Source organism: Streptomyces sp. NPDC002784, assembly GCF_053592135.1.
This window is the reverse complement of sequence record NZ_JBSFVD010000009.1, coordinates 59,867-85,285: the sequence shown is the minus strand read 5'-3', so window position 1 is coordinate 85,285 and position 25,419 is coordinate 59,867. Positions and strand designations below refer to the sequence as shown.

22 protein-coding genes are annotated in these 25,419 nt (G+C 74.1%); 12 read left to right on the top strand and 10 right to left on the bottom strand.

Going from position 1 to position 25,419, the window contains the following annotated elements:
* Positions 1-26: 26 nt before the first annotated feature.
* The 4 genes from murC (at position 27) to ACWD1Z_RS18450 (ending at position 4,704) form a co-directional block, all read left to right on the top strand.
* Entirely contained in the window at positions 27-1,412 is a 1,386-nt protein-coding gene (murC, locus tag ACWD1Z_RS18465) for a UDP-N-acetylmuramate--L-alanine ligase (protein ID WP_451119837.1), read from the top strand.
* Between the two features lie 13 nt (positions 1,413-1,425).
* Complete coding sequence (msrB, locus tag ACWD1Z_RS18460) at positions 1,426-1,833, top strand: peptide-methionine (R)-S-oxide reductase MsrB (protein ID WP_451119835.1); 408 nt, start codon at positions 1,426-1,428, stop codon at positions 1,831-1,833.
* 167 nt (positions 1,834-2,000) lie between these two features.
* Positions 2,001-3,353: an NAD(P)/FAD-dependent oxidoreductase gene (locus ACWD1Z_RS18455; RefSeq protein ID WP_451120026.1), complete on the top strand. Its 1,353-nt coding sequence runs from the start codon at positions 2,001-2,003 to the stop codon at positions 3,351-3,353.
* Between the two features lie 127 nt (positions 3,354-3,480).
* Positions 3,481-4,704, top strand: a complete 1,224-nt coding sequence (locus ACWD1Z_RS18450; protein WP_451119833.1) for a PP2C family protein-serine/threonine phosphatase — start codon at positions 3,481-3,483, stop codon at positions 4,702-4,704.
* Positions 4,705-5,322: 618 nt separating this feature from the next.
* On the opposite strand, the gene ACWD1Z_RS18445 is transcribed toward ACWD1Z_RS18450, so the two are convergent.
* Together ACWD1Z_RS18445 and ACWD1Z_RS18440 are read right to left on the bottom strand one after the other, a co-directional pair.
* Complete coding sequence (locus ACWD1Z_RS18445; RefSeq protein WP_451119831.1) at positions 5,323-6,318, bottom strand: lysylphosphatidylglycerol synthase transmembrane domain-containing protein; 996 nt, start codon at positions 6,316-6,318, stop codon at positions 5,323-5,325.
* Positions 6,319-6,520: 202 nt separating this feature from the next.
* A complete protein-coding gene (locus tag ACWD1Z_RS18440) occupies positions 6,521-7,312 on the bottom strand; it encodes an SAM-dependent methyltransferase (protein ID WP_451120025.1) in 792 nt (263 codons plus the stop codon).
* Between the two features lie 259 nt (positions 7,313-7,571).
* Between ACWD1Z_RS18440 and ACWD1Z_RS18435 the strand changes: the two genes are divergently transcribed.
* Positions 7,572-8,153: an Rv1733c family protein gene (locus tag ACWD1Z_RS18435; RefSeq protein ID WP_451119829.1), complete on the top strand. Its 582-nt coding sequence runs from the start codon at positions 7,572-7,574 to the stop codon at positions 8,151-8,153.
* Between the two features lie 203 nt (positions 8,154-8,356).
* Positions 8,357-9,412 carry a PucR family transcriptional regulator gene (locus tag ACWD1Z_RS18430; protein WP_451119827.1) on the top strand — a complete coding sequence of 352 codons (1,056 nt, stop codon included), beginning with the start codon at positions 8,357-8,359 and terminating at the stop codon, positions 9,410-9,412.
* A gap of 23 nt (positions 9,413-9,435) precedes the next feature.
* Here ACWD1Z_RS18430 and ACWD1Z_RS18425 read toward each other — a convergent pair whose 3' ends face one another.
* Positions 9,436-10,194 (bottom strand): DUF4142 domain-containing protein, encoded by a 759-nt coding sequence (locus ACWD1Z_RS18425; RefSeq protein ID WP_451119825.1) that lies wholly within the window; start codon positions 10,192-10,194, stop codon positions 9,436-9,438.
* A 191-nt stretch (positions 10,195-10,385) separates the two neighbouring features.
* Here ACWD1Z_RS18425 and ACWD1Z_RS18420 point away from each other — a divergent pair, with 191 nt between their 5' ends.
* Positions 10,386-13,082, top strand: a complete 2,697-nt coding sequence (locus ACWD1Z_RS18420; protein ID WP_451119823.1) for a SpoIIE family protein phosphatase — start codon at positions 10,386-10,388, stop codon at positions 13,080-13,082.
* A 15-nt stretch (positions 13,083-13,097) separates the two neighbouring features.
* Here the strand turns inward: ACWD1Z_RS18420 and ACWD1Z_RS18415 are convergent, their stop codons facing one another.
* On the bottom strand, positions 13,098-14,426 hold the full coding sequence (locus ACWD1Z_RS18415; protein ID WP_451119821.1) for a hypothetical protein: 1,329 nt from the start codon (positions 14,424-14,426) through the stop codon (positions 13,098-13,100).
* Positions 14,427-14,539: 113 nt separating this feature from the next.
* On the opposite strand from ACWD1Z_RS18415, the gene ACWD1Z_RS18410 reads away from it, so the two are divergent.
* Positions 14,540-15,757: a molybdopterin-dependent oxidoreductase gene (locus tag ACWD1Z_RS18410; protein ID WP_451119819.1), complete on the top strand. Its 1,218-nt coding sequence runs from the start codon at positions 14,540-14,542 to the stop codon at positions 15,755-15,757.
* 298 nt (positions 15,758-16,055) lie between these two features.
* Here ACWD1Z_RS18410 and ACWD1Z_RS18405 read toward each other — a convergent pair whose 3' ends face one another.
* From ACWD1Z_RS18405 to ACWD1Z_RS18395, 3 genes are all read right to left on the bottom strand, one after another.
* Positions 16,056-16,817, bottom strand: coding sequence for a class I SAM-dependent methyltransferase (locus ACWD1Z_RS18405; protein WP_451119817.1), 762 nt, complete (start codon positions 16,815-16,817; stop codon positions 16,056-16,058).
* 66 nt (positions 16,818-16,883) lie between these two features.
* Positions 16,884-17,495, bottom strand: coding sequence for a TIGR04282 family arsenosugar biosynthesis glycosyltransferase (locus tag ACWD1Z_RS18400; protein ID WP_451119815.1), 612 nt, complete (start codon positions 17,493-17,495; stop codon positions 16,884-16,886).
* A gap of 70 nt (positions 17,496-17,565) precedes the next feature.
* Entirely contained in the window at positions 17,566-18,297 is a 732-nt protein-coding gene (locus ACWD1Z_RS18395; RefSeq protein WP_451119813.1) for a glycosyltransferase family 2 protein, read from the bottom strand.
* Positions 18,298-18,400: 103 nt separating this feature from the next.
* On the opposite strand from ACWD1Z_RS18395, the gene ACWD1Z_RS18390 reads away from it, so the two are divergent.
* Together ACWD1Z_RS18390 and ACWD1Z_RS18385 are read left to right on the top strand one after the other, a co-directional pair.
* A complete protein-coding gene (locus ACWD1Z_RS18390; RefSeq protein ID WP_451119811.1) occupies positions 18,401-19,087 on the top strand; it encodes a response regulator transcription factor in 687 nt (228 codons plus the stop codon).
* Positions 19,088-19,089: 2 nt separating this feature from the next.
* Positions 19,090-20,202, top strand: coding sequence for a sensor histidine kinase (locus tag ACWD1Z_RS18385; protein ID WP_389419896.1), 1,113 nt, complete (start codon positions 19,090-19,092; stop codon positions 20,200-20,202).
* Between the two features lie 84 nt (positions 20,203-20,286).
* Here the strand turns inward: ACWD1Z_RS18385 and ACWD1Z_RS18380 are convergent, their stop codons facing one another.
* From ACWD1Z_RS18380 to ACWD1Z_RS18370, 3 genes are all read right to left on the bottom strand, one after another.
* On the bottom strand, positions 20,287-21,276 hold the full coding sequence (locus ACWD1Z_RS18380; protein WP_451119809.1) for an NAD-dependent epimerase/dehydratase family protein: 990 nt from the start codon (positions 21,274-21,276) through the stop codon (positions 20,287-20,289).
* Between the two features lie 110 nt (positions 21,277-21,386).
* Positions 21,387-22,823 (bottom strand): ATP-binding protein, encoded by a 1,437-nt coding sequence (locus ACWD1Z_RS18375; RefSeq protein ID WP_451119807.1) that lies wholly within the window; start codon positions 22,821-22,823, stop codon positions 21,387-21,389.
* Entirely contained in the window at positions 22,820-23,509 is a 690-nt protein-coding gene (locus tag ACWD1Z_RS18370) for a response regulator transcription factor (RefSeq protein WP_250071321.1), read from the bottom strand. Before ACWD1Z_RS18370 ends, ACWD1Z_RS18375 begins: the two co-directional genes overlap by 4 nt.
* Positions 23,510-23,666: 157 nt before the next feature.
* On the opposite strand from ACWD1Z_RS18370, the gene ACWD1Z_RS18365 reads away from it, so the two are divergent.
* Positions 23,667-25,007 (top strand): ferredoxin reductase family protein, encoded by a 1,341-nt coding sequence (locus tag ACWD1Z_RS18365; RefSeq protein ID WP_451119805.1) that lies wholly within the window; start codon positions 23,667-23,669, stop codon positions 25,005-25,007.
* Positions 25,008-25,017: 10 nt separating this feature from the next.
* Positions 25,018-25,419 (top strand): FMN-binding protein, encoded by a 402-nt coding sequence (locus tag ACWD1Z_RS18360; protein ID WP_451119804.1) that lies wholly within the window; start codon positions 25,018-25,020, stop codon positions 25,417-25,419.

Sequence of the window (25,419 nt, the reverse complement as noted above, 5' to 3'; positions counted from 1 at the left end):
CGTACCGGATCTTGGGAGATATGTACATGGCACCCGGCCTTCCCTCCGCCATGGACCGACCGCACTTCATCGGCATCGGCGGTGCCGGGATGTCCGGCATCGCGAAGATCCTGGCGCAGCGCGGGGCCGTGGTGGCCGGAAGCGATGCCAAGGAGTCCGCCACCGCCGAGGCGCTGCGCGCGCTGGGCGTGACCGTGCACATCGGGCATGCCGCCGCGCATCTCGCCGACGACGCGAGCTGTGTCGTCGTGTCGTCGGCGATCCGGCACGACAACCCCGAGCTGGCGCGCGCGGCCGAGCTGGGGATCCCGGTGGTGCACCGGTCCGACGCGCTGGCCGCGCTGATGGACGGGCTGCGGCCGATCGCCGTCGCCGGTACGCACGGCAAGACGACCACCACCTCGATGCTGGCCGTGTCGCTGAGCGCGCTCGGTCTCGACCCCTCGTACGCGATCGGCGGGGACCTGGACGCGCCGGGTTCCAACGCGCTGCACGGCGACGGGGAGATCTTCGTCGCCGAGGCCGACGAGTCGGACCGCAGCTTCCACAAGTACGCGCCCGAGGTGGCGATCGTGCTCAACGTGGAGCTGGACCACCACGCGAACTACGCCTCGATGGACGAGATCTACGAGTCCTTCGAGACCTTCGCGGGCCGGATCGTGCCCGGCGGCACGCTGGTGATCTCCGCCGACCACGAGGGCGCGCGCGAACTCACCCGGCGCCTGGACGGCGTCCGCGTGGTGACGTACGGCGAGTCCGAGGACGCCGACGTACGGGTGCTGTCCGTGGTCGCGCAGGGCCTGAAGAGCGAGGTGACCGTGGACCTGGACGGTCAGCGGCTCACCTTCACCGTCTCCGTGCCGGGCCGGCACTACGCCCACAACGCCGTGGCCGCGCTGGCGGCGGGCGTGGCGCTCGGGATCCCGGCCGCCGGACTCGCCGGGGCGCTCGCCGCCTACACCGGCGTCAAGCGGCGCCTGCAGCTCAAGGGCGAGGCCGCCGGGGTGCAGGTCATCGACTCCTACGCGCACCACCCGACCGAGATGACGGCGGACCTGGAGGCCATGCGCGCCGCCGCCGGGGACGCCCGGATCCTCGTCGTCTTCCAGCCGCATCTGTTCTCGCGGACCCAGGAGCTGGGCAAGGAGATGGGGCAGTCGCTGGCCCTCGCGGACGCCTCGCTGGTGCTGGACATCTACCCGGCCCGCGAGGACCCGATCCCCGGAGTCACCAGCGAGCTGATCATCGAGGCGGCCCGGGTCGCGGGCGCCGACGTGACGCCCGTGCGCGACAAGGGCGAGGTCGCCTCCGTCGTGGCGGGAATGGCGAAGCCGGGTGATCTCGTTCTCACCATGGGCGCGGGCGACGTGACGGACCTCGGCCCGCAGATCCTGGACCGCCTGTCGAAGTGAGGGGCTGAGACCCATGTCGTACGACGTCGAGAAGCCGGACGAGCAGTGGCGCGCGGAATTGACCCCGGCCGAGTACGCCGTGCTGCGGCAGGCCGGCACCGAGCCCGCGTTCACCGGTGAGTACACCGACACCAAGACCGAGGGCGTGTACTCCTGTCGCGCCTGCGGTGCCGAACTGTTCACCTCGGACACCAAGTTCGAGTCCCACTGCGGCTGGCCGTCCTTCTTCGACCCGAAGGACTCCGACGCGGTGGAACTGCTCTCGGACACCTCGCACGGCATGGTGCGCACCGAGGTGCGGTGTGCGCGGTGCGGGTCCCACCTCGGCCATGTCTTCGAGGGCGAGGGCTATGCCACGCCGACCGACCAGCGGTACTGCATCAACAGCATCTCCCTGCGGCTGACGCCCGACGCGGGCTGACCGCGGCACGCGGCAGGGCGGTAGCGGGCCGCGGAAGGCCGAAAGTCGGTCAACCCCCTTTCGCGGCGCGGGATACTCGGGTCCTCGCGTGACGTGGCGACCAGGGGAGCGGATCGTTGAACTCGGCCGGAGACAAGGGCCGCCCGGGCGGGCGGCATGCGGTGGTGGTGGGCGGCAGCCTCGCGGGGCTCCTCGCGGCGCACGTCCTGGCCCGGCACGCCGACCGGGTGACCGTCGTCGAGCGCGACCGCTTCCCGGACGGCGGTGACTCCCGGCCCGGTGTGCCGCAGGGCCGCCATCCGCACGTCCTGCTCCAGGGCGGGCAGACCGCCCTGGAGTCGCTGCTGCCGGGCTTCCTGGCGCAGTTGCGGGAGGCGGGGGCGCCACGGGTGGGCATGCCGGCGGACATGGTGCTGTGGCAGAGCGGCCGCTGGCTGCGCCGGGTGCCTGCGACGACGCACATCTACACCGGTTCCCGCGCCCAGTTGGAGGCGCTGGTGCGGTCCCGGGTCCTCGCCGATCCGGTGATCAGCGCGGTGGAGGGGGCCGATGTCGTCGGGCTCCTCGGGGACGCCTCCCGGGTACGGGGCGTCCTGCTGCGGGAGCGCTCCGGCGACGCCCGCGGGGAGCAACGGCCGCTGGAGGCCGACCTGGTGGTCGACGCCACCGGCAGCGGCACGAAGGCCCCGCAGTGGCTGGAGGCGATCGGCGCCGAGCGCCCGCCGGAGGAGACCATCGACACCGGGCTCGCCTACGCCTCCCGCGTCTACCGGGGCCACAACGGCGCCCTCGGCGGCGAGACGCTCGGCTACTACGTCTATCCCGGCCCCCTGCAGCCCCACGGCGGCGGCGCGCTGCCGCTGGAGGACGGCAGCCACCTGGTCATCGTCTCGGGGCTGCGCGGCGACGAACCGCCCACGGACGACGAGGAGTTCCTCGCCTACACCAAGCGGCTGGCGCATCCGCTCCTGGACCGCTGGCTGGAGGACGCCGAACCGCTGTCGCCGCCGTTCGGCTACCGGCGGACCGCGAACATCCGCCGCCGCTACGACCTGCCCGGCCGCCGCCCGGCCGGATTCCTCGCCACCGGCGACGCCCTGTGCACCTTCAACCCGATCTACGGGCAGGGCATGGCCATCGCCGCGATGGGCGCGGTCGCCCTCGGGGACGCGCTGGCCGACCGGCGCCGGACGCCCACGACGCGGCGCGTGCAGCGGGCGCTCCTCGCGGCGTCCCGGCAGGCGTGGGACATCTCCGCCGGCGCGGACCGCTCGATGCCCGGAGCGGTCGGCACCGCGACCGAGGGCGGGCCCGCGGACCGGGTCGCCGGCTGGTACCTGCGGCGGGTCCAGGAGCGGGCTCCCGGCGACCCCGTGGTGGGGCGCGCCTTCCGCCAGGTACTGAGCCTCGCCGCGCCCGTCACCTCGCTGCTCGCCCCGCCCGTGGCCCGGGCCGTCCTCTTCGGCCCGCCCGGACCGACGCCGGTCGACCCGCCGGCGGAACCGGAGCGAGCGGTCTAGATCCCGAGGGGCCTCGCAGGGCCGGGACCCGGGGGCGTCCGGCACCTCCCGCCGACGTACAGGCGTTCGAGACGCGGCAACCTGGGCGTTACCTGTTCTGGTTCGGCGTGCTCTTAGGGTGGTAGGTGTGGCGCGATCGTTCGAGTCGTTTCATATCCCGGCGACGGCTGAGCCGGCCGAATCCGCCGGCTCGCCCCCGTGGGGCGCCGGCGGCTCCCGGCTGAGCGCGCTGCGTTCGGCGGCCGCCCGCGTCGGCACGACCCTGGACGAGGACACCACCTGGGCCGAGCTGACCCGGGAAGTCGCCGGCCAGGTGGGAGGCGCGGTGGCGGTCCTGCGCGAGCGGGGCGAGGCCGGCGCGCGGTACGAGTTCGTCATCGGGAATCCGGCGGTGCTGCCCGACGCACGGTGGGCCGCCGAGGTGGCGCGCGGGACGGGCGGGCCGGGAGCCGCCGTACGCCTGGCCTCCGGCGGCTCCCGGCCCGCCCTGTGCATCCCCCTCGCCGCCCATGGCCACCGCTACGGCACGCTGGTCTGCGCCCGGGAAGGGGCGCCCTTCGGCCACGCGGAGGAGGAAGTGGCCGCGTTCCTGGCCGAGCGTGCCGCCTCGACCATCCGGCACGCCCGCGAGCACGACGCGGTGAGCGGCATCGTCGGCAGACTCCAGCGGGCCCTGCTCGCCGAACCGGGCCGCCCACATCCCAACCTCGACGTCGCCATCCGCTACCTGCCCGTCGGGCATCGCGCGCTGGTCGGCGGCGACTGGTGCGAGACCGTACGGCTGCATTTCGGCCGTACGCTGCTCGTCGTCGGCGACGTCATGGGGCACGGCCTGGACGCCGCCGTCGACATGACGGCCTACCGCTCGGCCCTGCGCTACATAGCCTCCGCCGATCTGCCGCCCCACCGGATACTGCGCCAGCTCGACGACATCGCCTCCGCGGAGCCGGAACGCCGCCCCGCCACCTGCCTCATCGCGCGCGTGGACCCCGTACGCGGACTGGTCACTCTGGCCGCCGCCGGCCATCTCCCGCCCGCCGTGATCGACGGATCCGGGCGGGTCTCCCTGCTCCCCGTGCCGGTCGGCCCGCCCCTGGGCACCGGGCTCGGCGGCTACGAACCGGCCACCTACCGCCTCGACCCCTCCCAGGCGCTCCTGCTCTTCACCGACGGCCTCGTCGAGCGCCGCGGCGAGGACATCGACCAGTCCCTGGACCGCCTGGCCGGGCTCAGCTTCTCGTCCGCCACCGGCGTCCAGGACGTCCTCGACACCGTCCTCGCCCGCCTCGACGCCCGGCACGCCGAGGACGACGTGGCAGTCCTCGCCGCCCGCCTCCACCACCGCTCCTGACCCCGACGACACGAGCGCCGTGCGGCGCGCTGCCTCTCGACCGGCCTGCGGGTGGCCGGGGGCCGTGGCGTGGGGCGCCTGGGTGATCAGATGGTCAGGGCCCGGCGCCGTGCCTGACCTCGGCGACGTCAGGGCTGTGCGGCGTGGTGTTGCGTGCGCGTGGCCGGGGTCCGCCGTGACGGGATGGCCCGAGTGGCAGGGCCCGGCGCCGTCCTTGACCTCGGCGACGCACGGCCCTGCGTCTGGGTGTCTCTCGGCCGGCCTGCGCGGGGCCGCGGTGCGTGGTGCCGGGATGAGCGGAACGGCAGGGCCCGCCGTTCCTGACCTCGGCGAGGCCAGGGTTGTGCGTCGTGGTGTCTTTCGGCCGGCCTGCGGGTGGCCGGGGCCGTGGTGCCGGGATGGCCCGAGTTGCAGGGCCCGGTGCCGGTCTTGACCTCGGTGACGTCAGGGCCGCGCGGCGTGGAGTTGCGTGCGTGTGGGCGGGGTCCGTGATGGTGGGATGGTCCGAGGGGCAGGGCCCGGTGTCGGTCCTGGTCTCGGTGACGCGGGGCTGTGGGGCGTGGTGTTGTCTGTGTGGTCTGCGGGGGCGGGATGGCCCGGGTGGTCCCGGCGTGCTCGTCAGAGCAGTTTGCGGTGGGACAGGGCTGAGAGCGTGAGCAGGCCGGGGGCGAGTGGGAGCCATACCGTCAGCACGCGGTAGCCGAGTACGGTCGCCGTGGCGGGGGCCAGCGTGGCGCCGAGGGTGACCATGGTGAACACCAGCGCCGCGTCCACCGGACCGATCCCGCCCGGCGCGGGCACCGCCCCGACAGCCGTACTGGCGGCCAGGTACGCGAACACCAGCTGCGCCCACGACAGCGGCAGCCCGAGCGAGGCCCCCACCGAGGCGACCACACCGGCCTGGAGCAGCGGGATCGCGGCCGACCCGCCCCACAGGGCCAGCACCCGGCAGGGCATGGTGTGCAGCAGCCGCGCGTCGGTCAGCGCGGTGCGCAGGAACCGCAGGATCCCGCGCCGCAGCGGCCGTACGGTCGCCAGGAGCAGGGCCAGTGCGGCGAGTACCGTCGCCGCGCCCACGCCGGCCGTCAGCAGGATCCCGCGGTCCGGGACGAGCCCTTCGAGACGGATCAGCTCAGGGGCCGCCAGCAGCAGGGTGAGCAGTACGAACGTCTTCGCGACCGGTTTGACCAGGGAGTACAGGGCGAGCGAGGCCGCCGCCCGGGGCAGGGGTATGCCCTGGCCCTGGAGAAAGCGCAGGGTCACGGCGTGGGCGCCGATGCTCGCCGGGAGCACATGGTTCGCGGCGCCCGCGGCGAACTGCGAGGCGAGCAGCGGCAGGGGCGGCAGCCGCTCGGGGATCGCGCCCTGCCGGACGCAGGCGGCGGCCACCCAGGTCAGGCAGGTGAACCCGACGCCGGCCAGCAGCCACCAGGGGTCGGCGGCGGCCAGCCGGGAGGCACCGTCGTACACGCCGCGCCAGTCGGCGGCCAGCCAGACGCCGATCAGCACGAGCGGGAGGACGGTCAGCACATGGCGGGCGAGGCGGGCGGGGGCGGCTGCCGCGGCGGGGAGCGGGGCGGCCTGGGCGGGGGCGGGGAGCGGGAGAAGGGACATGGCGCACGTCGTCCTTCCGCGTCACGCCCACGCGGCGCAGGGAGGACGGATCACAAGGCGAAGCAGGGGGGACGAGCGAAAGGTGCCCGCTGGATGTGACGCCGCGGAGTCCGGAAACCGACGGCCCACCGAAGAAACGGGTCAGGGCGTGCGCAGGGGGCCGTTCCGCGCCTGTGAACGGCCCCCAGCAGTGAGCGCGTGCCTACGACTTGCGGCCGACCCCGCAGTAGGCGTCCACGGCGGTGGCCGGAGCCTGCGGCCCGGTCTCGTCGCGGCGCCAGTCGGTGACCGGGACGACGCCCGGCTCCACCAGGTCCAGGCCGTCGAAGAAGGCCGCGATGTCCTCGACGCTGCGCACGTAGTACGGCACCGCGCCGCTCGCGTTGTAGGCCTCGGACGCGGCGATCATGCCCTCGCTGGTGGCCGTGCTGTCGCTGACCACCAGGTAGCTGCCCGAGGGCAGGCCCGCCATCAGCCGCCGCACCAGGTCCACGGCCTGGGCGTGGTCGGCGACATGGCCGAGGGTGTTGAGGATCATCAGCGCGACCGGCTGGGAGAGGTCGAGGGTCTCCGCGGCGGCTTCGAGGACGGACTTCGGCTCGTACAGGTTGGCGTCCAGATAGGCCGTCTTGCCCTCGGGGGTGCTGGTGAGCAGGGCGTTGGCGTGGGCCAGGACGATGGGATCGTTGTCGACGTAGACGATCCGGGCGTCCGGGGCCACGCGCTGGGCGACCTCATGGGTGTTGTCGGCGGTGGGCAGGCCGGTGCCGATGTCCAGGAACTGGCGGATGCCCTGCTCCCCGGCCAGATGGCGGACCGCGCGGCCCAGGAAGTGGCGGCTGGAGACCGCGACGTCGACCAGACCGGGGAAGATCTGCTTGATCTCGTCGCCGATCTCCCGGTCGACCTCGTAGTTGTCCTTGCCGCCGACGAAGTAGTTCCAGAAGCGCGCGGAGTGCGGCTTCGTCGTGTCGATGCGGGCGCGTATGTCCATCGACGCGCGGATCTGGGGATCGACGTCCGACACGGTGCGGCCTCCTGCGGTGGCTTCGTTGATCAGGTGGTGCCCAACTTAGGCGAACTGACTTTCGCCGGATGCGGCTTGGAACGGGAGAGCCCCGGGAACAGTCGATTTTCGGCCAGGTTGATTGAACAGTTGATGAAGACGGGTGGGAGACCGGCGGGGCGCGGTACACGCCGGACAGGCGCACACTGGGAGTGTGCTGTCGGTGCTCTCCAGGGGGTGTCGGCCGATGGCTGAGCCACGGTGCGAACGCATACGGATGTGGCGGTGGCGGCGCAGCCCGCTGCGGCGGCGCTGCGACCTCGTCGAGGCCTGGGTGGTGCTCGGCGGATGGGTGCTGGCCCTGGTGGGCGGGGCGCTGGCGGGCCTGATGGCGGTCGGCGCGGTGGAGCGGGCCGCCGAGGAGCAGCGGGCGCGGAGCCGGCAGGTGACGGCGGTGCTCGTGGAGAACGCGGACGACAAGGTGCCCGCCCGGGTGCCGGCCGACTACCGGGTGTGGGCCGAGGTGAGCTGGACCGACCCCGACGGCACCACCCGGACCGACGACGCGCGGGTGGCGCCCAGGACCAAGGCCGGGGCGCAGGTCACCGTCTGGACCGACGGCCGGGGCCGGGTCACCGCCCCGCCGTTGAGCAGCGGTGAGATCGGACTGCACGCCGCCTCCGGCGGGACGCTGGCCGCGCTGTGCTCGGCGGGCACGGTCCTCGGTACGGTGTGGGTCGTCCGGCAGCTGATGGAGCGCCGGCGCCTCGAACAGTGGGCCGTCGAGTGGGAGCGGATCGACACCCGCAACGGCTGGAAGACGGGCTGAGCCCCGGGCCCGGGAAACCCCCTGCCGTTCCGGGCGGCTCCTCGTGGCTCCTCGCGCTGGAAAGTCGCGGGAAAACGACGTAGAAAGCGATGTCGGAACGGCGGACGACACACGACGACGTACGACGACGCACGCACGACGACACGCGACGACGACGTGCGACTACGACGACTCACGACACAGCGGAGAGCGGGGGAGCGCCGATGGCGGGGCCGGACGCGTACGCGGACTATCTGACCGGCTACCGCGACATCCTCGCCGACGCCTCGGCCACCGGCCGGCGGCTCACCCGCGCGGAGCTCCAATCCCGCCGTGACCTGGGCGAACGGGCCGCCGAGGCCGGGCTCGGACTGCGTGCCATGGTCGCCGCCCACATGGCCGAGACCCGCGCCGCCCGGCCGGCCGGCGGCTCCGTGGACGCCGTCCTGGCCGCCGCCGCGCAGGCCCTGGACGCCTTCGCGGAGGGCTACGAACGCGCGCAGCGGGACGCCGTACGCCAGGAGGAGGCCGCCCGCCGGGAGTTCGTGGACGACCTGCTCTACGGCCGCAGCGACCTCGGCCTGCTGGCGCAGCGGGCGGAGCGCTACGGGCTGCGGCTGTCGCACGCGCACGCCGTCGCCGTGGCCCGGGGCCGGACCGGCTACGACGACGGCGACCCCGTGCCCCGGGAGGTGGAGCGCGGGCTCATCGGCCGGTTCGGGGACCGCAGCATCCTGCTCACCACCAAGGACGGCCGGATGGTCTGCATCGCCCCCGGCAACCACGACGACGTCCTCGTCCACTTCGCCAAGCACGCCCATGCCGCCACGGACGGCGGCCAGGTGGCGATCGGCCGCGCGCACCCGGGGCCGGCGGGCGTCGTCCAGTCGTACGAGGAGGCCCTGAACGCCCTCGATCTCGCCGAGCGGCTGGAACTCGGCGAACCGGTGCTGCACGCCGCCGACCTGCTCGTCTACCCGGTGCTCACCCGGGACCGGCAGGCCATGGCCGACCTCGTGATCAGTGCCCTCGGGCCGCTGCGTCAGGCCCGCGGCGGCGCCCGGCCCCTGCTGGACACGCTGACCGCCTACTTCGACTCCGGCTGCGTGGCCGCGGAGGCGGCCCGCCGGCTGTCGCTCAGCGTGCGCGCGCTGACCTATCGCCTGGACCGCGTGCACCAGCTGACGGGCGCGAACCCGGCCGACCCGGTCCAGCGGTACACCCTCCAGACCGCGGTGATCGGAGCCCGCCTGCTGGACTGGCCGGCCAAGCCCTTGTGACCCTGCATCACGCCCTGCCCGCCTCAGCCCACCGTCCCGCTGGGGCTCGGGTTCGGGTTCGGGGTGGGGGAGGCCGTGTTGACGTTCAAGTCGGGGCGGGGCTTGAGGACCAGGACCGGGGAGCCGGGCTGGGGCGGGGGCGGTGTGAGCTGTTCGTCGGGGAGCTTCGGGGGGGAGGTCTGCTGGAAGTTGACCTGTTCGTAGTTGACCAGGCCGGTCTTCTCCAGCACCGTGATGTGGTCCAGGACCGTGTCGTTGGTCAGGTCCGCCAGCTGCCGCACCAGCGTGTTCTGGGTGTTGGCCCGGATGCTGGCGACGGTCGGGAAGATCCGGCCGTGGGCCACCCGCATGATGGTGACCGCGGTGGAGTCGAACTCCTTGCCGGTCTTGGAGTCCGCGGTCGCCACGAACTGCTGCTGCTGCGGGCTCGGCTGGTTCGGCAGCGTGATGCCGAGATCGGGCGCGATCTTGCGGCACAGCGCGTCGAGCCCCGAGTGCCCGACGAGCAGATGCTTGCCCACTTCCTTCATCTCCACGGTGGTCCCGCGCTCCAGCGCCATCTCCCCCAGCGGGTACTCCCACAGTCCGGCCGCCCGCACCTTCACCACGAAGTCCCGGTCCGCCTCCGTGAGCGGCCCCCATTGGGTATTGGCGATGATGCGGGACGTGTCGGACGAGGTGTTCTCCACCCCGAGCATCGCGGGGTACGCGAGGGCGGAGAGAGTGAGCACCAGGGCGCCGCCGACGAAGACGGTTCCCGCCGTGCTGCGCGAGATGCGCATCGGACCTCCTGAGGCGAACGGCTCGGACACCCGGAGATACGGACGGGCGGCCCGAAACAATCAGCGCCGCGGGCAAAAAATCCCGGAGGCAAGGGGTGTCCTCGGTCACACCCCCGGGGCCCTCCCGGCTCCCTTCACGGATTGTTGTGAGGTGGGTCACATAGGGTCTAGGGTGAAAACGCCTGAGGGAAGTGAGCCATTTGTCCGTCGCCTGGGATGACATCGGCGGACTCGTCGATGCCCATGAACGCTTCCTCGCCGGAGCCCGTGTCGACTCGCAGGTCCGGGACTCCGTGCTGGCGTCCTGGAAGCGGTGCAGGTCGGCGGGGCTCGAACCGGACCGGCTGGACATCCCGTACGACCCCGACGTGGTCCTCGGCGAGCGGTTCCTGCGCGCCGCCGAACCCGTCCTCGGACAGCTCGCCGAATCCCTCGCCGAACTCGGCACGACCATCGCCCTGTGCGACGGGCAGGGGCGGATCGTCCAGCGGCTCGGCGGTGGCCGCGCACTGCTCGCCCGGCTCGACGCGGTGCGCTTCGCCCCCGGCTTCGACGCCTCCGAACAGGCGGCGGGCACCAACGGCGTCGGCACCGCGCTGGTCGAGCGCGGGCCCGTCCAGGTCGTCGGCCGGGAACACTTCGCCGACTGCCTGCAGCCCTTCGCCTGCGCCGGCGCCCCCGTCCGCGACCCGCTCAGCGGGCGGATCGAGGCCGTGCTGGACCTGACCTGTCTGCGCGACGACGGCGACCCGATCATGCTCCGGCTGGTGTCCGAGGCCGCCCAGGCCATCGAGGGGCGGCTGCTGGAGCAGTCCACCCAGCGGGAACGGGCGCTGCTCGCGGCCTACCGGCAGGCCGCCCGCGAGTCCGGCCCGGAGTCGGACGGCTCCGGACTCGGCCGGATCGACCTGGCCGTCCTGCGCGAGAAGGCCGAGGCGCTGCTCGCCTCGCCGCACCGCATCCTCGACGAGGTGAACCTGACCGGCGGCCGGACCGCCACCCTGATGCGCCGCAAGGTCGTGGGCGCGGCCGGGGAGACCGGCGTGGTCGTCGAGGCCCGCATCCTGGGGCACCCGCGCCCGGTCCCGCTCACCCCGCCGACACCCCCTCCCACGGCGGCCACCGCCCGTCTCGCCACCCCGGCCGACACCGGTGACGGGACCGGCGGACGGCTGGTACTGGTCGGCGAGCCCGGGGTCGGGCGGCTGGCCCTCCTCGCGCGCAGACGGCTGGAGCTGCTGCACGAGGCCGGGGCGCGGATCGGCGCCACCCTCGACGTCACCCGCACCGCGGAGGAGCTGGCCGAGGTGGCCGTGCCCCGGTTCGCCGACTTCACCGCCGTCGATCTGCCCGACGCCGTGCTGAACGGGGAGGAGCCCGCCGCGGTCGGCGCGGACATCCCGCTGCGCCGGGTCGCCCTGCGCAGCCGCCACGACGAGCCGCGGCTCTACCACGTCGGCGACGGCTTCGCGTACGTCGCCTCCACCCCGCAGGCCCGCAGCCTGGAGAGCGGGCGGGCCGTGCTGGAACCGGTGCTGTCGGAGGCGGGCGGCTGGTACGCACAGGATCCGGTACGGCTGGACCGGGTGCTCGCGGCCGGGACGCACTCCCTGATCACCGTGCCGCTGCGGGCCCGCGGCGCCACCCTCGGCGTGGTCAGCTTCTACCGCTGCGCCAACCCCGCCCCCTTCGAGGACGACGACCTCTCCCTCGCCCAGGAGCTGGCCGGGCGGGCCGCCATGTGCATAGACAACGCCCGCCGCTTCACCCGCGAGCACAACACCGCGCTCGCGCTCCAGCGCAGCCTGCTGCCCAGGGGGCGGCCCGAGCAGAGCGCCGTGGAGGTCGCCTACCGGTATCTGCCCGCGCAGGCCGACGTGGGCGGCGACTGGTTCGACGTCATCCCGCTCTCCGGCGCGCGGGTGGCACTGGTGGTCGGCGACGTCGTGGGGCACGGGCTGCACGCCGCCGCCACGATGGGCCGGCTGCGTACCGCCGTGCACAACTTCTGCTCCCTCGACCTGCCCCCGGACGATCTCCTCACCCACCTCGACGACCTGGTCGGCCGGCTCGACCGGGGCGAGGGCTGGGCGGTGGAGGGCGCCCCCCAGGAGAACTGCGGCATCGGCGCCACCTGCCTGGTCGCGGTCTACGATCCGGTGTCCCGGCGCTGCACCCTCACCCGCGCCGGGCACCCCCTGCCCGCGGTCGTCCGCCCCGACGGCTCGGTGGACTTCGTCGACCTGCCGTCCGGGCCGCCGCTCGGTCTGGGCGGGATGCCCTTCGAGACCGCCGAGCTGGAACTCGCCGAGGGCAGCCAGCTGGTGCTCTACACCGACGGTCTGGTCGAGGACCGCCACCGGGACATCGACGCCGGCCTGGACCGGCTGCGTGCCGTCCTCAGGTGTGCCGGGCGTCCTCCCGAGGACACCTGCGAGGCCGTCCTCGACGCCATGCTCCCGGCCCGGCCGAGCGACGACGTGGCCCTGCTGGTCGCCCGCACCCACGTCCTCGGGCCCGACCGGGTCGCCCAGTGGGACCTGCCGAGCGACCCGGCGGTCGTCTCCCGGTCCCGTGCCGCGGTCACCGGACAGCTCGCCGCCTGGGGCCTGGACGACCTGGCCTTCACCACCGAACTCGTCGCCAGCGAACTGGTCACCAACGCCATCCGCCACGCCACCGGCCCCGTCCAGCTCCGTCTGCTCCGCGACCGGGCGCTGATCTGCGAGGTGTCCGACGGCAGCGGTACCTCGCCGCGGTTGCGCCGGGCGCGGAGCGAGGACGAGGGCGGTCGCGGGCTCTTCCTGGTGGCCCAGCTCACCGAGCGCTGGGGCACGCGCTACACCCCGCACGGAAAGGTCATCTGGACCGAGCAGCCCCTGCCCTGACCGGGAGCGAACCGGTCACCAGCCCGTCCACAGCAGGTGGTTCACGAGCAGGGCGAGGGCGGCCTGCGCGGTGAGCCAGGCGCGGGAGGCGGTGAGACACGCGCACGACGGCAGCAGCCACAGGGCGAACGGCAGCCAGATGCGTTCCGTCTCCGCCTTGCTCATCCCCGACAGGTCTGCGACGAGCAGCGCGAGCAGCGCGGCCCCCACCAGCACCGCGAGCCGGAAGTCCGCCGTGCCCGGCCGCCGGAGCAGCACCACCCCGGTCCGCCGCAGCCCCGCCGCCGTCGCGAGGCCGACCACCAGGACCTGGCAGGCGAGGTTGGCCCACACCCAGTAGGCCTGCGGCCGGGTACCGCCGGCGCCCTGGTCGTAGCGGGTGACCAGCAGGTCGTAGGCCTCCCACCAGTGGAAGCCCAGCGCGGTGAACACGGTGGGGACCACCAGGAAGCCGGCCACCGCGAACAGCAGCGGCCGTACCCGTGCGGAGCCCAGGAACAGCACGGCCGCCGCCATCGCGACGTACAGGGTCAGGCCGTACGACAGGTACACCGTCAGGCCGAACAGGAGGCCGGAGGCGAGGCCGGTCCAGTGCGGGCGCCGGCCCGTCACCGCCAGCGCCAGCAGCGCCACCGCCCACGCGGCCACCGCCGCGAAATACCCGTCGGCGGACGTGCCCAGCCACACCGCGCCCGGCGCCAGCACCAGGAACGGCGCGGCGCGGCGGGCGAGTTGCTCGTCGGCCAGGGCGCGCACGGTGACGAGGATCGCGAGCGCGGCCGTGGCGCCGACGACGACACAGAACACGCCCGCCCAGGCGCCGCCGCCGAGCCCGATCCGGTCCAGGTACACGAAGGTGAGCGGGGCCGCCGGGGGGTGGCCCGCGACGTGCGCGGGCCAGTGGTCGGGCGAGCCGATCAGGATGTGGTCCGTGAAGTTCCGCAGGGTGGCCGGGATGTCCTGGAAGCGGTCGATGACCTGGAGGTACTCGTACCGGGTGGTCAGGCGACGGGCGACGCCGCGCTGCCAGCCGTCGACCAGCGCCAGCGAGAACGTCCAGGCCGCGCCCGCGCCCCACACCACGAGCAGCAGACCGCGCCAGGGCAGCCGGGCGGCCAGCGGCGGGCCGTACGCCACCACCGCGACCGCGACGACGATCGCCGCCGCGGTGCCGGGCCCCGCGTGCGGGCCCCAGTCGGCCAGCAGGGGCGGCCAGTTGACGAAGAGGGTGCCGTCACGGCGCTCGATCGCGGTGCCGACCAGGGCGGCGGCCGCGAAGAGCAGCACGGCGGCCGCCGCGGCGTACAGATCGCGGCGCGGGTCACGGGAGGGAAGGCGGGTCACGTCTGCACGCTAGGGCGGCGGGCCTCGACCGGACGGCTGACAGGCGCGGACGTCAGAGATTCGTCATGGTTCGTGAGCGCTGCGCGGCGCCGCTCCCGGCCTACCGTCGGGACATGAAACGGTCTCCTTTCGCACCGGGTTTCTGGCGCAGTCCGCTGCGCGGCCCCTGGCTCACCTCGGTGCTGGGCGTGGTGCTGCTCGGCGGGATCACGGTGTTGTTCGTGACGGGTCTGCTGTCGTACGCGGCCTACAACCCCGATCTGTCGCCGGTGAACGACAAGACCCCGGACAAGGGGATCCTCGGCTTCTACCTCTTCTCCTGGCCGACCGACCCGCACTGGCTGTACCGGCTCAACCAGGGCGTCCACGTCACCCTCGGCATCACCCTGATCCCGGTGCTGCTGGCCAAGCTGTGGTCGGTCGTGCCGCGGCTGTTCACCCTGCCGCCCGCCCGCTCCCTGGCCCACGCCCTGGAGCGGATCTCGCTGCTGCTCCTGGTCGGCGGCGCGCTGTTCGAGTTCGTGACCGGAGTGCTCAACGTCCAGCTGGACTACGTCTTCCCGGGCTCCTTCTACCCGCTGCACTTCTACGGGGCGTGGGTGTTCTTCGCCGCGTTCCTCGCGCACCTCGCCCTCAAGCTGCCGCTCGCGCTGCGCAATCTGCGCCGGCTGCGTCAGGAGCGCGACGACCTCGTCCCGAGCGACCCGGCCGAGCCGACCGTCTCCCGGCGCGGTGCCCTGGGGTTCGTCGGAGGCGGGTCGCTGCTGCTGTTCGCCACGACCGTCGGGCAGAACTCCGACGGCCTGCGCTGGACGGCCCTGCTCGCCCCGCACGGGCCCGCCGAACCGGGCGAGGGGCCGGGCGGCTTCCAGATCAACAAGACCGCGGCCCACGCCGGGATCCGCCCCACCGACACGACCGACGACGCCTGGCGCCTGGTCGTCACCGGCCGCACCGGAACCGTCCGGCTCAGCCGCGCCGATCTGCTCCGACTCCCCGCGCACGGCGCCGCGTTGCCCATCGCCTGCGTCGAGGGCTGGTCCACCTCCGACCAGCAGTGGCGGGGCGTACGGCTGCGGGATCTCGCCGCGCTCGTCGGCCACGACGATCCGCCGGACGTCCTCGTGGAGTCGCTGCAGCGACGCGGCGCGTTCCGCCGGGCCGCCCTGCGCGCCAACCAGGTCGCCGACCCGCGCTCCCTGCTCGCCCTGTTCGTCAACGGCGAGGAGCTGTCCCCCGACCACGGCCACCCGGCCCGGGTCATCGTGCCCGCGGCGCCCGGCGTGCTCAACACCAAGTGGGTGGCCCGGCTGACGTTCGGAGACCTGTGATGCGACCGCGGCTTCCCCTCGGCAGTCCGCTGCAGATCCTGCTGCTCGCCTGCTCGTTCACGCTCGCCGGATACGCGGGCGTGCGCCTGCTGGACGGCGACTGGTTCCGGATCGGGCTGTGGTTCGTGGGCGCGGCCGTCGTGCACGACCTGGTCCTGCTGCCGCTGTACGCGGCGGCGGACCGGGCGCTCGGCGCGGCGGCCGGACGGCACGTGATGTACGTCCGGGTGCCCGCCGCGTTCTCCGCGCTGCTGCTGCTCGTGTGGTTCCCGCTGATCAGCGGCCGGGTGGCGGAGCGCTACCGCTCGGCCACCGGACTGTCCCCGGACGGGTTCCTGGCGCGCTGGCTGCTCATCACGGCCGTGCTGTTCGGCGTCTCGGCGCTGCTGTGCGCGCTGCGGGTGCGCAGGGCGGCGAAGGAGCGGCCGCCGACGGTCCACTGAGCGACGGCACGCCATCCGGCGCGGGTGGCGTGCCGCAGCAGGGCGGGGGTGCCGAGCCGGGCCCAGGGGAAGGGGGTGCCCGCGGTGCCGTGGGCGTCGGTGACGTGGACGAGGACGCGCTCGTCGAGGTCGGGGACCGGGGCGGTCTCGGCGATCAGCAGTCCTCCGGCGCGCAGGAGTTGAGCCGTCCTGGCCAGGAGCGTGCGGGGGTCGCCGCCGATGCCGACGTTGCCGTCGATGAGCAGGGCGGTGCCCCAGCGGCCCTCGCCGGGGAGCGGGTCGAAGACCGAGCGGTGCAGGGCGGGGACGCCGAGCCGCCGGGTGCGGGCGACGGCGGCTTCGCTGACGTCGATGCCGAGGGCGGGGCGGCCCTGTTCGCCCAGGGCCGCCACCAGCCTGCCCGGGCCGCAGCCGACGTCCAGGACGGGGCCTTCGCAGCGCCGGAGCGCTTCCAGGTCCGCCGCGTCCGCCCGCGCGCACCAGCGCTCTATGTCCAGCGGGAGCAGCCAGCCGTCGGCCCGGCGCAGGTACAGGGGGCCCCGGCCGGTGCGCAGGGCGTGGGTGTAGGGGTCGGCCGACCAGGTACGGGCGGGGGCGGTGCGGGCGACGGAGGTCATGGGCGGCCCACCGTGGTGCGGGCGACGGAGGTCATGGGCGGCCCACCGTGGTGCGGGCGACGGAGGTCATGGGCGGCCCACCGTGGTGAGCCGCTCCAGCAGCGTCGCGAACCGGCCCCCGGGTGCCGCCCGGGCGACCAGCCGTGCGTCCGCCGCCGTGTCCACGTCCCGCAGCACCGGCAGCTCCCGCACGCGCAGCCCCGCCAGCCGGGCCCGCTGTGCCGCGCCCGTGTGCGGCGTCGACATCGGGACGCCCCGGAGCAGGGCCGGGTCCGGGTCCGCGAGACCCAGGGCCCAGAAGCCGCCGTCCTCGGCCGGGCCGAACCAGGCGTCGCAGACGGCGAAGTCCACCGTCAGCAGGTCCGGTGTCACCTGGGGGGTGTCCATGCCGATCAGGAGGGCAGGGCCCGTGCAGGCACCGAAGGCCGCGGCCAGGCGCTCGTCCAGGCCGCCCGCGCCCTGCGGTACGACCTCGATGCCGGGCGGGAGCCAGGGGCCCGGGGCGCCGTCCAGGACGAGTACCCGGCGCCGGGCGGGCGTGGCGGCCACCACCTCCAGCGTGTCCGCCAGCGCCGCCTCCGCCAGGGCCGCCGCCTCCTCGGCGGTGAAGGGAGGCGTCAGCCGGGTCTTGACCCGCCCCGGCTTCGGCTCCTTGGCGATGACGAGCAGCGTGGTCATGCTCGGGCCTCCTGCTCCGCCGGTGCCGGGTTCACGTCCGGCACCGGCTGCCATGTCGCGTCGGCTGCATTCATGCGTGGGTCTCCCGGTCCGTCACCCGGCTCATGTCCCGGTCGGTCAGGACCCGGCTCATGTCCCGTACCGCCTGCCATGTCCCGCGCCAGGTGCCCGTCACCTTGGAGGCGCCGGCGCGCGGGCGGTACGGGACGTCGTACTCGGCGATGCGCCAGCCCGCGTCGCAGGCGCGGACCACCATCTGGAGGGGATAGCCGCTGCGCCGGTCGGTCAGGCCGAGGGCGAGCAGCGGCTCACGGCGGGCCGCGCGCAGCGGGCCGAGGTCGTGCAGCCGCAGGCCGGTGCGGCGGCGCAGGAGCCGGGAGAGCGCGAGATTCCCGGCGCGGGCGTGCGCGGGCCAGGCGCCCCGGCCCTGCGGACGGCGCCGCCCGAGCACCAGGTCGGCCTCGCCGGACCGGACGCGGTCGACGAACGGCACCAGGTCGGACGGGTCGAGGGAGGCGTCGCAGTCGCAGAAGCACACCACGTCGGCGGTGGCGGCGGTCAGGCCCGCGTGGCAGGCGGCGCCGAATCCGCGCCGCTCCTCCCGCACGACCGTCGCGCCCAGCGCGCGGGCGACGGCGGCCGAGCCGTCCGTGGAGCCGTTGTCGACGACGAGCGCGCGCCAGCCCCGCGGGATGCGCTCCAGCACCCAGGGCAGCGCCTCGGCCTCGTCGAGGCAGGGAAGGACGACATCGACCGGCGCCGGGTCCGGTGGTGCGGCGGGAGAGGTGGTCACACCGCTCACCCTACGAGCGCAAAAAGGGCGGATCGGGCATCGGCTTCTTACGAAACAAGGACGTCAGCGGGCGGGTGGCGCACCCGGGCACGCCTGATGCGAGGCTGGCGGCATGGAACAGCAGCAACCCCGGGTGCTCGTCGTCGACGACGACCCGACCGTCGCCGAGGTGGTCTCCGGCTACCTCGACCGCGCCGGATACCTCGTCGACCGCGCGGGCGACGGCCCGGACGCCCTCGCCCGTGCGGCCGAGCACTGGCCGGACCTCGTCGTCCTGGACCTGATGCTGCCCGGCATGGACGGCCTGGAGGTGTGCCGCCGGATGCGCGGGCAGGGCCCGGTGCCGGTCATCATGCTCACCGCGCGCGGCGACGAGGACGACCGGATCCTCGGCCTGGAGGTCGGCGCCGACGACTACGTCACCAAGCCGTTCAGCCCCCGTGAGCTCGTCCTGCGCGTCGAGTCCGTACTGCGCCGGGTCCGCCCCGCGCAGCCGGCGGGGCTGCTGCGCGCCGGGGGCCTCTCGGTCGACCCGGAGGCCCGCCGCGCGGTCAAGGAGGGCGCCGAACTCGCCCTCACCATCCGCGAGTTCGACCTCCTCACCTTCCTCCTGCGGCACCCGGGACGGGTGTTCAGTCGGGAGGACCTGATGCGGGAGGTGTGGGGCTGGGACTTCGGCGACCTGTCGACGGTCACCGTCCATGTGCGGCGCCTGCGCGGCAAGGTCGAGGACGACCCGGCCCGCCCCCGCCTGATCCAGACGGTGTGGGGCGTCGGCTACCGGTTCGAGGGGGTCTGACCGTGCGGGACACGCTCCTCATCGCCCTGTTCGCCTTCCTCGGCGCCGCCGCGGCCGGAGTGCTCGGCGCGGGCGTCCTGCGGCTGATCCGGCGCCGTTCGCTCGCCGTGCACCTCACGGTGGTGGCCGCCGTCGCCGTCACCGCGATGCTCGCGGGCACCCTCGCCGTCGCGCAGGCGATGTTCCTGTCCGAGCACGACCTGAAGGTGGTCACCCTGGTCGTCGCCATGGCCGCCGTGGTCTCCCTGGCCACCGCCCTGCTGCTGGGCCGCTGGGTCGTCGCCGGCAGCCGCGCCCTCGCCCTCGCCGCCCGCTCCTTCGGCGACGGCGGCGCCTTCACCTCCCCCGACCGCCCCGCGAGCGCCGAACTCGCAGCCCTGAGCCGTGAGTTGGAGACCACCAGCGCCCGCCTCGCCGAGTCCCGGGAACGGGAGCGCGCCCTGGAGTCCTCCCGCCGGGAACTCGTCGCCTGGATCTCCCACGACCTGCGCACCCCGCTGGCCGGGCTGCGCGCGATGTCCGAGGCCCTGGAGGACGGCGTCGCCGCCGACCCCGACCGCTACCTCCGGCAGATCCGCACCGAGGTCGAACGCCTCAACGCCATGGTCGGCGACCTCTTCGAGCTCTCCCGCATCCACGCCGGCGCCCTCGCCCTCAGCCCCACCCGGGTCTCCCTCTACGACCTCGTCGGCGACGCCCTCGCGGGCGCGGACCCCCTCGCCCGCGAGCACGGCGTCCGGCTCGTCGGCGACGGCGTGGAACCGCTGCCGGTCGAGGTCGACGGCAAGGAGATGAGCCGCGTCCTCGGCAACCTCCTGGTCAACGCGATCCGCCGGACCCCGTCCGACGGCACGGTCGCGATCGCCGCCGAACGCGTCCCCGACGGGGTGCTGCTGTCCGTGACCGACGGCTGCGGAGGCATCCCCGAGGAGGATCTGCCGCGCGTCTTCGACACCGGCTGGCGCGGCACCGACGCCCGTACCCCGCCGGCCGGCGCGGGCCTCGGCCTGGCGATCGTGCGCGGCATCGTGGAGGCCCACCGCGGCCGGGCCACCGTACGGAACATCCCCGGCGGCTGCCGCTTCGAGGTGACGCTTCCGGCGGCCCGGGGCTGACCGCGGTCAGGCGTCCTGCGCGAACTCGGCCCAGGGCTGGCCGCGTCAGGCGTCCTGGGCGAACTCAGTCCAGGGCCGACCGCGTCAGGCGTCCTGCGCGAACTCCCGCATCCCGGCGTCGAATCCGACCTCCGGCCGCCACCCGAACTCGGCCCGCAGCCGCGCGGAGTCGGCGGTGATGTGCCGTACGTCGCCCAGCCGGTACTCCCCGGTCACCATCGGCTCGGGCCCGCCGTACGCCGCCGCCAGCGCGTGCGCCATCTCGCCGACGGTGTGCGGGTCGCCGCTGCCGGTGTTGCGGGCGACGAGCGCGCCGGGCGGCGAATCCGCTTGCAGCACCGCCAGGTTGGCCGCCGCCACATCCCGTACGTGCACGAAGTCCCGCCGCTGGCGGCCGTCCTCGAAGACCCGCGGGGCCTCGCCCCGGGCGAGCGCGGAGCGGAAGAAGGAGGCGACACCGGCGTACGGGGTGTCGCGGGGCATGCCCGGCCCGTACACGTTGTGATAGCGCAGCGACACCGCCTGGGCGCCCGTCACCCGGGCCCAGGCCGCCGCCAGGTGCTCCTGGGCGAGCTTGGTCGTGGCGTACACGTTCCGCGGGTCCGCCGGGGCGTCCTCCGCGACCAGCCCCGGCGACAGCGGGGCCCCGCACTCCGGGCAGCGCGGCTCGAAGCGCCCGGCGTCCAGGTCGGCCACGGCACGCGGTCCGGGACGGACGGTCCCGTGCCGGGCGCAGGTGTAGCGGCCCTCGCCGTACACCACCATCGACCCGGCGAGCAGCAGCCGTCGTACCCCCGCGTCCGCCATGGCGGTGAGCAGCACGGCGGTGCCGAGGTCGTTGCGGGAGACGTACTCAGCCGCGTCCGCGAACCCGGTGCCGAGTCCGACCATCGCGGCCTGGTGGCAGACGGCGTCCACCCCGGCCAGGGCCCGGCGTACCGCCTCCGGGTCGCGCACGTCGGACGCCGGGTCGGCGCGGACGTCGTACACCACGGGTTCGTGACCGTGCTCCGCGAGCGCCTGCACGATGTGGGACCCGATGAACCCGGCACCGCCGGTGACCAGTACACGCATGCCGTCCACGCTAGGGCCGGGTGCGGTCCGGGCGGCCGGAACGCACCCGGCACGTCATGGCTTCGTAAGACTCAGGGGGCCAGACTCAGGGGACCAGACTCAGGCCGGATTCACGGGGCCAGATTCAGGGTGACCGTGAAGACCGTCTCACCGGGCTCGCTGCTCAGCTCGATCGTGCCGCCGTGCGCCCGGATCAGGGAGCCGGCCACGGCCAGGCCCAGGCCGCTGCCCCCGCGGTCGCGGCTGCGGGCCTTGTCGACCCGGTAGAAGCGGTCGAAGACCCGGTCGCGGTCGGCGGGCGGGATGCCGGGGCCCGCGTCGGCGACCCGGATCCGGGCGGTGCCGCCGGAGACCGACAGGCCCACCCGCACCCGCGTGCCGGGCGGGGTGTGCATCGCCGCGTTGGTGAGGAGGTTGTCCAGGACCTGCCGGATCCGCTGCGCGTCCACCCAGGCGGGCAGTGCCGCGGGGCCGGGCGTGACGGTCAGGGGATGGTCCGGGTGGCTCGCGCGGAAGGCGTCCGCGGCCTCCTGGACCAGCTCCACCAGATCCGTCTCGCGGGCGCGCAGCGGGGTCTGCGCCTCCGCCGCGTCCAGCCGGGCGAGCAGCAGCAGGTCGTCCAGCAGGAAACCCATCCGGGCCGCCTCCGCGCGCAGCCGCGCCAGGTGCTTGTCGCGCTCCTCGGGGGCGTTGGCCGCCGCGTACTGGAAGAGGTCGGCGTACCCCCGTACCGACATCAGCGGAGTACGCAGCTCGTGCGAGGCGTCCGCGACGAAGCGGCGCAGCCGCTGCTCGGCCTCCGTGCGCACCGCGAGGGACTCGTCGATGTGCTCCAGCATCGTGTTGAACGCGGTGCGCAGCTCCTCCACCTCGGGTCCGCCGCTGCGCCCGTCGTGCCGCACCGGCAGCCGGGCCGAGTCCGTCAGATCGTGCGAGGTGATGCCCCGCGCGGTGTGCGCCATGTCGCTCAGCGGCTGCAGCCCGCGCCGCAGCAGCGACCGCCCGGCCACCACCAGGGCCAGCAGGGCGAGACCGAAGGTGACCGCCTGGATGGTGATCAGCTGGCCCATGGTGTCGTCGATCTCGTCCATGGGCGCGGCGCTGACCAGCACCACGCCCGGCTCCACCTCGCAGGCCCGCAGCCGGTACCGGCCCTCGCCCTTGAGATGCCCGGTGCGCAGCACCTCCGTGTCCGAGACGGACTGGGCCCGCGCCACCACGGTGAACTCCTCGACGTCCGCGGGCAGATCACCGGCTGTCTCGGGCGTACGCAGCCGCGGGGTGCCGTCCGTCACGTCGTACACGGCGTAGTACCAGCGCCAGTACTTCTTGCCCGACAGCGTGTTGTAGTGCGCGATGCTCTTGGACTGGGCGCCCTGGGCCTGCGCGAGCTGGGTGTCGAGCTGCGCCGACAGATAGTCGCGCATGTACGTCGTCAGCGCGGTGCCGACGACCGCGAACACCACCAGGGACAGCGCCCCCACCCCCAGCGCCAGCCGGGTGCCGAGGCGCGTCCTGCCGTACGCCCGCCGCAGCCGCCCGATCACCGGGCGGCCTGCCGGATGACGTACCCGAAGCCCCGCACGGTGTGGATCATCGGCTCGCCGGTGTCGTCCAGCTTGCGGCGCAGCCTGCTGACGACCAGCTCGACCACGTTGGAACGGCCGCCGAAGCCGTACTCCCACACATGGTCCAGGATCTGCGCCTTGGTCTGCACGGTCGGCGACTTGCGCATCAGGTAGCGCAGCACCTCGTACTCGGTCGGCGTCAGCGTGAGCAGCCGCTCGCCGCGGCGCACCTCGCGGGTGTCCTCGTCCATCGTCAGATCGCCCACCCGCAGCACCGAGCGCTGGAAGCCGGGCCCGGCGCTGCGCCGCAGCACGGTCCGCAGCCGGGCCATCAGCTCCTCCACCGCGAACGGCTTGACCAGGTAGTCGTCACCGCCCCGGGTCAGCCCCGCCACCCGGTCGGCGACGCCGTCGCGGGCGGTGAGGAAGACCACCGGCACCATCGTCCCCGAGCGGCGCAGCCGGTCCAGCACGCCGAAGCCGTCCACGTCCGGGAGCATCAGATCGAGCACGACGATGTCGGGACGGAACTCGGCGGCGCGCCGCAGCGCCTCCTCGCCGGAGTTCGCGGTGACCGCCTCCCAGCCCTCGTACCGGGCGACCGTCGCCACGAGGTCGGCGATCGGCGGGTCGTCGTCCACGACGAGGAGTCGTACTTTTTCCACTCGTTCATACTGCGTCACCCGGCCCCCCGCGCCACAGCCCGGCCGGCCGCCCCCGGTACATCGATAACCACTTGAAAGATCTACGACAGCTGATCGACAGCTTCGGGAGGCCAAGCTCGGTACCCCGGCCCCGGACCCCCATGAGGAGCTGCCGCCCGTGACGACCGTCCAATCGCCCCCTGCGCCCGCCACGGCGATACGCCCCAGGGTGGTGGCCCGCACCGGCCTGTACGCCGTGCTGGCCGCGAACGCGGCCGTGGTGACCTGGTTCTTCGTCGACGCGGGCGTCGGCGCCTCCAACGCGCTGCTCGTCCTCGGCCGCCTCGCCGGGCTCTACGGCGCCCTGTTCATGGCGTTCCAGCTGCTGCTGGTGGCCCGCCTGCCGTGGCTGGACCGCCGGATCGGCATGGACCGGCTGACGTCCTGGCACCGCTGGACCGGCTTCGGCATCCTGTGGACGCTGCTGGCGCACGCCGTCTTCATCACCTTCGGCTACGCCGACTCCTCCGGCCTCGACCCGGTCAACCAGCTGGTCGATCTCGCCGAGACCGTCGAGGGCGTGCTGCGGGCCGTCGCCGCGCTGGTGATCGTTCTCGTGGTCGGCGCGGTCTCCGGACGGTTCGCCCGCCGCCGGCTCGCCTACGAGACCTGGCACTTCGTCCACCTGTACACCTACCTCGCCGTGGTGCTGGCCTTCACCCACCAGGTCGCGGTCGGTCCGACCTTCACCGCCTCGCCGGCCGCCACGGCGTACTGGTACGCCCTGTGGGGCGTCGCGCTCGGCGCGGTGCTCACGGGCCGCCTGGTGCTGCCGCTGTGGCGGAACTGGCGCCATCGGCTGCGCGTCTCGGCGGTCGTCCCGGAGTCCGACACCGTGGTCTCCGTCTACATCACCGGCCGTGACCTCGACCGGCTGCCCGCCCGCGCGGGACAGTTCTTCCTGTGGCGGTTCCTGACGAAGGACCGCTGGTGGCAGGCGAACCCCTTCTCCCTGTCCGCCGCCCCGGACGGCCGCGGGCTCCGGCTCACCGTCAAGGCGGCCGGCGCCGGCAGCGCGGGGCTGCGCCACCTCCGGCCCGGCACCCGCGTCTTCGCCGAGGGCCCCTACGGTGCCTTCACCGCCCTGCACCGCACCCGCCCCGAGGCCGTGCTGATCGCCGGCGGCGTCGGCGTCACGCCCATCCGGGCGCTGCTGGAGGAGGTGCGGGGGCATGCCGTGGTCGTCTACCGCGTCGCCACGGACCGGGACGCGGTCCTCTACGACGAGCTGCGCGAGCTGGCCCTCGCCAAGGGCGCCGACCTGCACCTGGTGACCGGCCCGGTCAGCCCAGACCGGCTGGCGCCCGCCGAACTGACCCGGATGGTCCCGGACATCGCCGACCGGGACGTCTTCCTGTGCGGGCCGCCGCCGATGATGAACGCGGTCCTGGGCAGCCTGCGCGAGCTGGGCGTGCCCAAGCCGCAGATCCACTTCGAGCGTTTCAGCCTGGCGGGATGAGAGGGAGACCGTGAAGCGAGCCATACCCGTCCTGGTCCTGACCGCCGTCGGTCTGGTCCCGCTGTGGCGCTACGAGCCGTCGACGGACCCGGCGCCCACGACGCAGGCGGTCGCCCCGGCCCCCTCCGCGTCCGCCTCGTCGGGCAGCTCCGCCCTGGTCATCGAGGGCTCGGTGGTGACCACCGAGAAGGGTCCCGTGCAGGTGGAGGTGACGTTCGACGGGGACACGATCGCGTCGGTGCGGATGTTGCAGCAGCCGGATCATCCGCAGACGACGGCGGCGGTGCCGAAGCTGATCGAGGGGACGCTGGAGGCGCAGAGCGCGGACGTGGACACGGTGTCGGGGGCGACGATCACCAGCGAGGGCTACCGGGAGTCCTTGCAGGCGGCCCTCGACGCGAAGGGGGCCTGA

Bases quoted from the DNA above. Each gene is read 5' to 3' on its own strand.
- murC (WP_451119837.1), top strand. From the start codon at position 27: ATGGCACCCGGCCTTCCCTCCGCCATGGACCGACCGCACTTCATCGGC.
- msrB (WP_451119835.1), top strand. From the start codon at position 1,426: ATGTCGTACGACGTCGAGAAGCCGGACGAGCAGTGGCGCGCGGAATTG.
- ACWD1Z_RS18445 (WP_451119831.1), bottom strand. From the start codon at position 6,318: ATGTCCCTTCTCCCGCTCCCCGCCCCCGCCCAGGCCGCCCCGCTCCCC.
- ACWD1Z_RS18440 (WP_451120025.1), bottom strand. From the start codon at position 7,312: ATGGACATACGCGCCCGCATCGACACGACGAAGCCGCACTCCGCGCGC.
- ACWD1Z_RS18435 (WP_451119829.1), top strand. From the start codon at position 7,572: ATGGCTGAGCCACGGTGCGAACGCATACGGATGTGGCGGTGGCGGCGC.
- ACWD1Z_RS18430 (WP_451119827.1), top strand. From the start codon at position 8,357: ATGGCGGGGCCGGACGCGTACGCGGACTATCTGACCGGCTACCGCGAC.
- ACWD1Z_RS18425 (WP_451119825.1), bottom strand. From the start codon at position 10,194: ATGCGCATCTCGCGCAGCACGGCGGGAACCGTCTTCGTCGGCGGCGCC.
- ACWD1Z_RS18410 (WP_451119819.1), top strand. From the start codon at position 14,540: ATGAAACGGTCTCCTTTCGCACCGGGTTTCTGGCGCAGTCCGCTGCGC.
- ACWD1Z_RS18405 (WP_451119817.1), bottom strand. From the start codon at position 16,817: ATGACCTCCGTCGCCCGCACCGCCCCCGCCCGTACCTGGTCGGCCGAC.
- ACWD1Z_RS18400 (WP_451119815.1), bottom strand. From the start codon at position 17,495: ATGACCACGCTGCTCGTCATCGCCAAGGAGCCGAAGCCGGGGCGGGTC.
- ACWD1Z_RS18390 (WP_451119811.1), top strand. From the start codon at position 18,401: ATGGAACAGCAGCAACCCCGGGTGCTCGTCGTCGACGACGACCCGACC.
- ACWD1Z_RS18380 (WP_451119809.1), bottom strand. From the start codon at position 21,276: ATGCGTGTACTGGTCACCGGCGGTGCCGGGTTCATCGGGTCCCACATC.